Raw genomic sequence first — 2,506 nt, forward strand, 5'->3', positions numbered from 1 at the left:
CCCGCAGAGCGCGGACTCTGCGCGCAGCCTGCCAGCACGGCGGCGAAAAGGACCGTGCAGATCCCCGCCGCGAGGCGGGCGCGGCCCCGGGTGCGGCCCGTCACAGCCGCACCGGAATGCCCCGCTCGGCCATGCGCGCCTTCGCCTGGCCGACGGTGTATTCGCCGTAGTGGAAGATGCTGGCGGCCAGCACGGCATCGGCCCCGCCCTGCTGCACGCCGTCGGCCAGGTGGTCGAGGTTGCCCACCCCGCCCGAGGCGATCACCGGCACGCTGACCGCGTCGCTCACGGCGCGGGTGAGCTGCAGGTCGAAGCCGGACTTGGTGCCGTCGCGGTCCATGCTGGTGAGCAGGATCTCGCCCGCGCCGCGCCGCGCCATCTCGGTGGCCCATTGCAAAACGTCCAGCCCGGTGTTCTTGCGCCCGCCGTGGCTGTACACGTCCCAGCCCTCGCCCCGCGCCTGCAGGTCCTCGCCCTGGCGGCGCTTGGCATCGATGGCCACGACGATGCACTGCGCGCCGTACTTGGCCGAGGCGGCGCTGATGACATCCGGGTTGGCGATGGCGGCGGAGTTGAAGCTCGTTTTGTCGGCGCCCGCGTTCAGCAGGCGGCGCACGTCTTCCACCGTGCGCACGCCCCCGCCCACGGTCAGCGGAATGAAGACCTGGCTGGCCACGGCTTCGATGATGTGCAGGATGAGGTCGCGCCCGTCGCTGGTGGCGGTGATGTCCAGGAAGGTCAGCTCGTCGGCGCCCTGGCCGTTGTAGCGCGCGGCGATCTCGACGGGGTCGCCCGCGTCGCGCAGTTCGAGGAAGTTGACGCCCTTGACCACGCGACCGCCGGTCACGTCGAGGCAGGGAATGATGCGTTTGGCAAGCATGGGAAGTCCGAAGAAAGAAACGGGTGAAGGGGCGGCTCAGCCGGCCCCCAGGCGCTGCCAGCCCGACCAGCCGGCGCCGGGCGCCAGGTGCACGGGTTGGTCGATGCAGGCGGCTTCCACGCACACCATGTGCCGGTAGCCGTCGGGGGGCAGGTCGGCCAGCTTGGCGCACAGCGCGGCGCCGGGGTTCCAGACCACCGTGTTGCCCCAGGACGGGCTTTGCGCGAGGGTCAGCGCGTGGTCGCCCGCGTGCAGCCGAAGTGGCGCGGGCGCGGCCGAGAAGATGCAGTCGTATTCGCCGTCGAACGCCACGGGGCCCTGCTGCACCGAATGCACGTCGGCCACCGAATCCCAGCGGGCGCAGCCATCGAGCCCCTCCACGCGGGTGGCGGCGATGTCGCTCACGCGGTAGTAGCCGTGCAGCGCGGCGGTGAAATCCCACGCCGTGGTGCCGGTGTTGCGCACCGACAGGTCGAGCAGAAGGTGTTCGGCGGACAGCGCCACCGTGAGGCACGCCGCGAAGCCGTGGGGCCACCAGGCCCGCGTCTCGGGCGTGTCGTCCAGCGCGAACACGGCGCGGGCCACGGGGCCCTCGCTGCCGCTGCCGCCATCGGCCTCGCTGCGCTCCACCCGCCAGGGCAAGGTGCGCGCGAAGCCGTGCTTGGCCAGCGGGCCGCGCTGGTTGAACTGGGGAAAGCACACGGGAACGCCCCCGCGGATCGGCGAGTGGCCGTCCAGGGCGGCGCGCGGGCTCAGGAAGAACCGCTCGGCGCCATCGCGGCCGGTCCAGGACAGCACCTGGGCGCCCTGCAGCGCGATGGTGGCGGTCTCGCCCGTCGGCAGCGCCAGCTGCAGCGCGGGCAGGCCATGGAAGGTCACGGAGCGCGCGGAGGGCGGCACGGGCGGAGTGGCGGTCATCCGGCGATTGTAGGAGCCCGCCACGCGCCGGGCAGGGGCGCGGGGCCGGTGGCGGGGCGGCGTCCCGCATACAGCACAATCGCGGGTTTTCCCCAAATCGGTGCATCGCCGGCTCCCCCTTTCGGGGCCCGCCGGCCGCGCCCTGTAACCCATGCAGCCCAAGAAAAGAAAGCTCCCGCCCGCGGTCGGCATCCTCGTCGCGATGGCGCTCGGCATCGTGATCGGCCACCTGATCCACGCCAACGTGCTCCAGCCGGAGGAAGCCGCGCGCATCGCGGGCTACATCTCCATCGCCTCGGACGTGTTCCTGCGACTCATCAAGATGCTGATCGCGCCGCTGGTGTTCTCCACCCTGGTGGTGGGCATCGCCCACATGGGCGATGCGTCGTCGGTGGGCCGGGTGTTCGCCAAGGCCATGGGGTGGTTCCTCACGGCATCGCTGGTGTCGCTGCTGCTGGGCCTGGTGCTGGCCAACGTGCTGCAGCCGGGCGCGAGCATGGGGCTGGCGCTGCCGGATGCGGGGCAGTCCGCGCACCTGGCGACGTCCAAATTCACGCTCAAGGACTTCGTGAACCACCTGGTGCCGCGCTCGTTCGTGGAGGCCATGGCCAACAACGAGATCCTGCAGATCGTGGTGTTCTCGATGTTCTTCGGCATCGCCCTGGCGGGCCTGGGCGAGAAGGCCCGCACGCTGGTGCGCGGCATCGA

The 2,506-nt window shown here is 71.4% G+C and carries 3 protein-coding genes; 1 reads left to right on the top strand and 2 read right to left on the bottom strand.

The features are described from left to right. Positions 1 to 100 precede the first annotated feature (100 nt). Positions 101 to 880: an imidazole glycerol phosphate synthase subunit HisF gene (gene hisF / locus AC27KI_RS22720; protein ID WP_272551361.1), complete on the bottom strand. Its 780-nt coding sequence runs from the start codon at positions 878 to 880 to the stop codon at positions 101 to 103. Between the two features lie 36 nt (positions 881 to 916). Then, a complete protein-coding gene (locus tag AC27KI_RS22725; protein WP_487115965.1) occupies positions 917 to 1,798 on the bottom strand; it encodes a D-hexose-6-phosphate mutarotase in 882 nt (293 codons plus the stop codon). 151 nt (positions 1,799 to 1,949) lie between these two features. On the opposite strand from AC27KI_RS22725, the gene AC27KI_RS22730 reads away from it, so the two are divergent. After that, positions 1,950 to 2,506: dicarboxylate/amino acid:cation symporter (locus tag AC27KI_RS22730; protein WP_487115967.1), on the top strand; the 557-nt coding region annotated here is incomplete at its 3' end.

This window comes from Acidovorax sp. KPB24-03 (assembly GCF_057546605.1).

What these genes read in the sequence shown, in the direction of transcription:
- hisF (WP_272551361.1), bottom strand. Translation starts at nt 880, where the DNA reads ATGCTTGCCAAACGCATCATTCCCTGCCTCGACGTGACCGGCGGTCGC.
- AC27KI_RS22725 (WP_487115965.1), bottom strand. Translation starts at nt 1,798, where the DNA reads ATGACCGCCACTCCGCCCGTGCCGCCCTCCGCGCGCTCCGTGACCTTC.